The organism is Fretibacterium fastidiosum, assembly GCF_000210715.1.
GTDB classification, from domain to species: Bacteria; Synergistota; Synergistia; order Synergistales; family Aminobacteriaceae; genus Fretibacterium; species Fretibacterium fastidiosum.
Window position 1 is genome coordinate 125,706 of the sequence record NC_021038.1, and the last position, 5,421, is coordinate 131,126.

The 5,421-nt window shown below is 68.4% G+C and carries 7 protein-coding genes; all 7 read right to left on the reverse strand.

The window, feature by feature from the left end; translation table 11 throughout:
- Positions 1–368: 368 nt before the first annotated feature.
- The gene (locus SY1_RS00580) at positions 369–509 is read right to left on the reverse strand and encodes a hypothetical protein (RefSeq protein WP_208872482.1); all 141 of its coding nucleotides are present in this window, start codon (positions 507–509) and stop codon (positions 369–371) included.
- Between the two features lie 11 nt (positions 510–520).
- Positions 521–1,108, reverse strand: a complete 588-nt coding sequence (gene thpR / locus SY1_RS00585) for an RNA 2',3'-cyclic phosphodiesterase (protein ID WP_015555835.1) — start codon at positions 1,106–1,108, stop codon at positions 521–523.
- Complete coding sequence (locus tag SY1_RS00590; protein ID WP_015555836.1) at positions 1,086–1,760, reverse strand: HAD family hydrolase; 675 nt, start codon at positions 1,758–1,760, stop codon at positions 1,086–1,088. Before SY1_RS00590 ends, thpR begins: the two co-directional genes overlap by 23 nt.
- 78 nt (positions 1,761–1,838) lie before the next feature.
- Positions 1,839–3,353 (reverse strand): amidophosphoribosyltransferase, encoded by a 1,515-nt coding sequence (gene purF, locus SY1_RS00595; protein ID WP_243440537.1) that lies wholly within the window; start codon positions 3,351–3,353, stop codon positions 1,839–1,841.
- A complete protein-coding gene (purC, locus tag SY1_RS00600; protein WP_015555837.1) occupies positions 3,354–4,058 on the reverse strand; it encodes a phosphoribosylaminoimidazolesuccinocarboxamide synthase in 705 nt (234 codons plus the stop codon).
- 122 nt (positions 4,059–4,180) lie between these two features.
- Positions 4,181–5,083: a phosphoribosylformylglycinamidine synthase subunit PurQ gene (locus SY1_RS00605; protein ID WP_208872483.1), complete on the reverse strand. Its 903-nt coding sequence runs from the start codon at positions 5,081–5,083 to the stop codon at positions 4,181–4,183.
- The coding region (locus SY1_RS00610; RefSeq protein ID WP_208872484.1) for an AIR synthase family protein at positions 5,080–5,421 on the reverse strand (342 nt) is incomplete at its 5' end. The genes SY1_RS00605 and SY1_RS00610, both read right to left, overlap by 4 nt.

A 5,421-nucleotide genomic window follows, 5' to 3' on the forward strand; every position in this document is an offset into this window, starting at 1 on the left:
CCTTATAGAACGTGCGGGCCCGCGTGTCTTTCAGGTCCTCCGGCTTCACCCGCCTCTTTCCGTCGAAGAGCAACACGTTCACCACGTCTGCAAAGACGTCATTGTATCCTTCCAGGTGCTTCTCCGTCATATCACGCTCCGGCACCCACATCCTCCTCCTTCAGCGAGTTTCTTCACCGACCTTCAGTCCCCCCTTCGGGGAGCCTTCCGGCTGCCGTTCGCCCTTGCTCACGGGCCGTCAGTCTCGCCCCTGCGGGGTTCGCCAGCCCCCCTTGCAGGGGGGCCTGAAAAACGCGCCTCTTCGTTTCGCCTCCCCTGCAAGGGGAGGTGGCCCGTAGGGCCGGAGGGGTCGCTTTGAAGTGGTACGTTCAGTTTCCGGTCCCGGCCCTCAGCGCCTCCACCTCACCAAGGGATAGCCCCGTTGCCTGGGATATCTGCTCCGACGTGAAACTCATGCCCAGCATCCGCCGCGCCGTGGTGGCAATGCCCTTCGCCTCGCCCCTGGCCACGCGATTTGGTATTATGGCGCAACCCCCTCAAGGGGGATGGGAGTGTAGATCGCCCCGCGGGGGGTCAGGCGGCTTCGCATCAGCTCGATGCCGCAGCAGGTCCACGAGACGGGAGGCACCTGCTCCAGCGCCCTCAGGAGCGCCGGCGACAGGGGCTCCCCGCTGCAACGGGCCAGCGTCAGGTGGGGAACGAAGGGTCGCCGCTCCCGCGGGATGCCCGCCTCCGCCAGCGCATCCTCCAGGCGGGCGGCGAGGGCTGTCAGCTCCGCCGCGCCCCTCGTGCCGCTGAGCCAGAGCGTGCGGGGACGCTCCAGGCTGGGGAACGCTCCCGCGCGGGAGAGCTCCACCTCGAAGGGCGGGAAGGCGATCGGCGCCAGCGCGCGCCTCACCCTCTCGATCGCGTCGGGCGTCCGCTCCCCCAGAAAGCGCAGCGTGACGTGCAGCTGGGCCCGCGTCACCCACCGCAGCCGGCCCAACGGCACGAGGCGCGTCAGGAGGAGCTCCAGCGTCCGCGCCGCTCCATCGGGGACCGTCACGGCGACGAAGGCGCGGATGAGGGACGCCGTGTCCCGGTCCTCAGCGCTCCGGCCTTCGCTCATCGGCCAGCGCCTCCAGGACGGGGATGACGTCGTTCAGGCTCCCCACCACGCGATAGGTCAGGGCCGCGATCTCAGGCGTCGGCGACAGGAGGTCTGGCACCATCACGGGCATCATGCCGGCGGCGTGGGCGGCCCGAATGCCGTTGTAGGAATCCTCCAGGACGACGCAGCCTGCGGGGTCCGCCCCCAGCTCCAGAGCGGCCTTCAGGAAGATGTCCGGCGCGGGCTTGCCCTGCTCGACGCGATCCCCCGTGAGGATCAGGTCGAAGCACTCGCCCACGTCCGTGTGCTTCAGGTAGAACCCCACGATCCCTCGGTCGCTCGAGGTCGCCATGGCCCGCGGGACCCGCCTCTCGATGAGCCACGCCAGGACCCGGCGGAGGCCAGGCTTCTCCGGCAGGCCGTGCTCCTCGATCCAGCGCTCCGTCCAGCGAATGCGGTCCCCCCGCACCAAGTCGAAGTCGAAAGCCGGGCCGAACCGCTCCTGCATCATGCTGCGCGTCTTCGGCAGGCTCAGGCCGATCTGATCGTGCATGACCTCCGGCGTGATCGCGTACCCGTGTCCTTCCCCCGCCGCCGCCCAGGCCCTCAGGTTCAGCGCCTCCGTGTCGAACATCAGCCCATCCATGTCAAAGAGAACCGCGCTCAGCATCATAAGCTCCCTCCATCTCTGTCCTCTCGCGCCGCGCCTCCGAAACGCGCTCGGCAGCGCCGCGTTCTCCGGCGCTCCCTACGACTCCATGTCCGCCGCGAAGCCCGTCGGCCCGCTCTCCTTGAAAAACCCCGCAGGCCGCGCGGTGGCGGGGACCTCCATGGGGTAGTTCCCGTCGAAGCAGGCCCGACAGTAGAGGTCCTGGTGCCCGCAGGCCTCCGACAGGCAGGCGTCGCTGAGGTAGGTCAGGGAGTCGGCGCCGACGTACTCCAGTATCTCCTGCTGCGTCTTCTGCACGGCGATCAGCTTCTCCCTGTAGGGCGTGTCGATGCCGAAGTAGCAGGAGTAGCACACGGGGGGAGAGGAGACGACCAGGTGGACCTCGCTGGCTCCGGCCGCCCGCAGCAGGCGCACGATGCGGCGGCTGGTCGTCCCCCGCACGATGGAGTCGTCCACCACGATCAGGCGCTTGCCCTCGATGTTGCTGCGGATGGGCGACAGCTTGATGTGGACGGCGGTTTCCCGCATCTCCTGGGTCGGCTGGATGAAGGTGCGCCCGATGTACTTGTTCTTGATCAGTCCCTCGCCGTAGTTGATGCCGGACGCCTCGGCGTAGCCGATGGCCGCCGGGATGCCGGAGTCCGGCACCGCCATCACCAGGTCCGCCTCGATCCGCCGCTGGCGCGCCAGAAGCCGCCCGCACCGGCGGCGGAAGTCGTAGACGCTGATGCCGTCCAGCACGCTGTCCGGCCGCGCGAAGTAGATGAGCTCGAACACGCAGAGGCTCTTGCGGCACCACTGAGCCGGGGGGAGGCTGCGCACCCCCTCCTGGTCGATGAACACGACCTCGCCCGGCTCCACGTCGCGGACGAACTCCGCGTCGATAGCGTCCAGCGCGCAGCTCTCGGAGGCCAATGCCCAGCCGTCCGCAAGCCTGCCCAGGCACAGCGGGTGCAGGCCGTAGGGGTCGCGCACGCCGATCAGCTGGTCCCCCAGCGTGATGACCAGGACGTAGGCCCCCTTGATCAGGCTCATCGCGGTGCGGATGCCCGCCTCCACGCCGCGCTTGTTGCCGTGCTGGCAGATCAGGTTGAGGATGGACTCGCTGTCCGTCGTCGTCTGGAAGATCACGCCCGCGTCCGTCAGCATCTCCTGAATGCTGTCCGCGTTCACCAGGTTGCCGTTGTGCGCCAGGGCGATGTCCCCCATCCCGCAGCGGGCCACCAGGGGCTGGGCGCTGCGGGGGTCCGACCCTCCGGCCGTCGGGTAGCGCACGTGGCCCACGGCGATGTTGCCCTTCAGGCCCGCCAGGGTCTCCCCGCGGAACACCTCCCCCACCAGTCCGGGCCCCTTGACCTGCATGACGGTGCCCCCCCGGTTCGCGGCGATGCCGGCGCTCTCCTGACCGCGGTGCTGAAGGGCGTAAAGCCCGTAATACACAAGGCTCGCGGCGTCCTTTTCCTTCCGATAAACCCCCATGACGCCGCACTCCTCGTGCAGGGCGTCCTCCTCATACCATTCCATCTCCGCCTCCGCGCTCCATTCCAAAGTTCGAGCTTCGGGGGACGTCCGCCCCCCGTCCTCCCCCTGCACCTACTGCGTCACCCTCTTGAACATCTCCTGATACGCGTCCTCCACGTGCCCCAGGTCGCGGCGGAAGCGGTCCTTGTCCAGCTTCTCGTTCGTCCTGGCGTCCCAGAAACGGCAGGTGTCCGGCGAGATCTCGTCCGCCAGAACGATCCGGCCGTCGCAACGGCCCAGCTCGATCTTGAAGTCGATGAGCTTCACGCCGATCTTGAGGAAGTAGTCCTTCAGGAGGTCGTTGACCTTGAAGGCCATCTCGTGCATGGTCCTGAGCTCCTCTTCCGTGGCCAACCCAAGCGCCAGGATGTGAGAATCGTTGATCAGGGGGTCGCCCAGGCTGTCGTCCTTCAGGGAGAACTCCAGCGTGGGGTTCCTCAGCACCCGCCCCTCCTCCACGCCGTAGCGTTTGGAGAAGGAGCCCGCGGCCACGTTGCGGACGATGACCTCGAGGGGCACGATCTCCACGGCCCGCACCAGCGTCTCCCGGTCGCTCAGTTCCTCCACGAAGTGAGTCGGCACGCCGTTCGCCTCGAGCATCCGGAACAGGATGTTGCTCATCCGGTTGTTGACGACGCCCTTGCCGGCAATGGTGCCGCGCTTCTCGCCGTTGAACGCCGTGGCGTCGTCCTTGTACTCGACGACGTAGCGCTTCGGGTCGTCCGTCGCGAATACCTTCTTTGCCTTGCCCTCATAAAGCTGCTCCCGCTTTTCCATCGCATTTGACCTCCCGGCCTCAAAATCAAAAGGCCCCCGCAGGCGGCAGGGGCCTCAGGAAACAAAGAGAAGTATAGAGCATCCGCGCGGTTTGTGCAGGGGGAATTTTCAGTTTTCCCGCGCTACCCCATCAGGAAGTCCATGGCCGACTCGAACATCATCGTGCCCCCCGTGCGCCCCGCGTTCTGGTAGAGGCCATGCCCCACCCGCTCCGCGTGCCCCATGCGGCCGAAGATGCGCCCGTCCGGCGAGAGCAGGCCCTCGACGGCGGCCAGGGAGCCGTTCGGGTTGTACTGGACGTCCATCGTGGGGATCCCCTGCAGATCGACGTACTGCGTCGCGACCTGCCCGGCCTCCGCCAGGCGGCGCAGCAGGGGCACCCCGCAGACGAAGCGGCCTTCGCCGTGGGAGACGGGCATGGCGAACACGTCGCCCACCCGCGTGCGGCTCAGCCACGGAGAGCGGTTCGAGAGGACGCGGGAGTGGACGATCTTCGACTGGTGGCGGCCGATGGCGTTGAAGGTCAGCACGGCTGATCCCTCCCCCAGCTCGTCCGGGTCCACGACGCGTCCGAAGGGCAGGAGCCCCGTGCGCACCAGGGCCTGGAAGCCGTTGCACACCCCCAAAATCAGACCGCCCCGCACCTCCAGGAGCCCCTCCACCGCGGATCGGGCCGCCGGACTCCTCAGGAAGATGGCGATGAACTTGCCGGACCCGTCGGGCTCATCGCCATTGGAGAACCCGCCGGGCAGGAAGAGCGCCTGCGACGCGCTCAGCCGTGCGGCGAACCGGTCCACGGACTCCTTCATGGCCTCCGGCGTCAGCGTCCGGACCACCAGGACCTCCGCCTCCCCTCCCGCTCGCTCCACGGCGCGTGCGGACTCGTACTCGCAGTTCGTCCCCGGGAACACGGGGATGAGGAACCGCGGGCGAGCGGCGCCGTGGAGCGGGCGGGGGACGGCCCGCTCCGCCGGAGCCGGCCATGCGTCGGGCAGCGAGACCAGCTCCCCCGCGTCGCACCTCACGGGGAAGACGTCCTCCAGCGCGCCCTCGTAGGTTCCTCCAGCTCGTCCATGCCGACGGACTCGCCGCCCAGGGTCGCCCTGCGCGCCTCCAGCACCCAGCCCAGGGCGGTGCAGTCGAACTCCGCACTCTCCAGGTCCGAGACGCCCTCCGCCAGCTCCACCACGAAGGAGCCACGGGCCGGGCCGAAGAGTTCCGCCAGGGCGAGCCCGTCGTCGAACGCGAAGCCGAACCCGTTGCCCATGGCCATCCTCAGGACGAGGGCCGCCGGCCCGCCGAAGGCGGGCGTCCCCACGGCCAGGGCCTCGCCCCTGACGCGCAGGTCCTGAACGCGCGCCAG

Coding starts and splice junctions, on each gene's coding strand:
- thpR (WP_015555835.1), bottom strand. CDS start 1,108: ATGAGCGAAGGCCGGAGCGCTGAGGACCGGGACACGGCGTCCCTCATC.
- SY1_RS00590 (WP_015555836.1), bottom strand. CDS start 1,760: ATGCTGAGCGCGGTTCTCTTTGACATGGATGGGCTGATGTTCGACACG.
- purC (WP_015555837.1), bottom strand. CDS start 4,058: ATGGAAAAGCGGGAGCAGCTTTATGAGGGCAAGGCAAAGAAGGTATTC.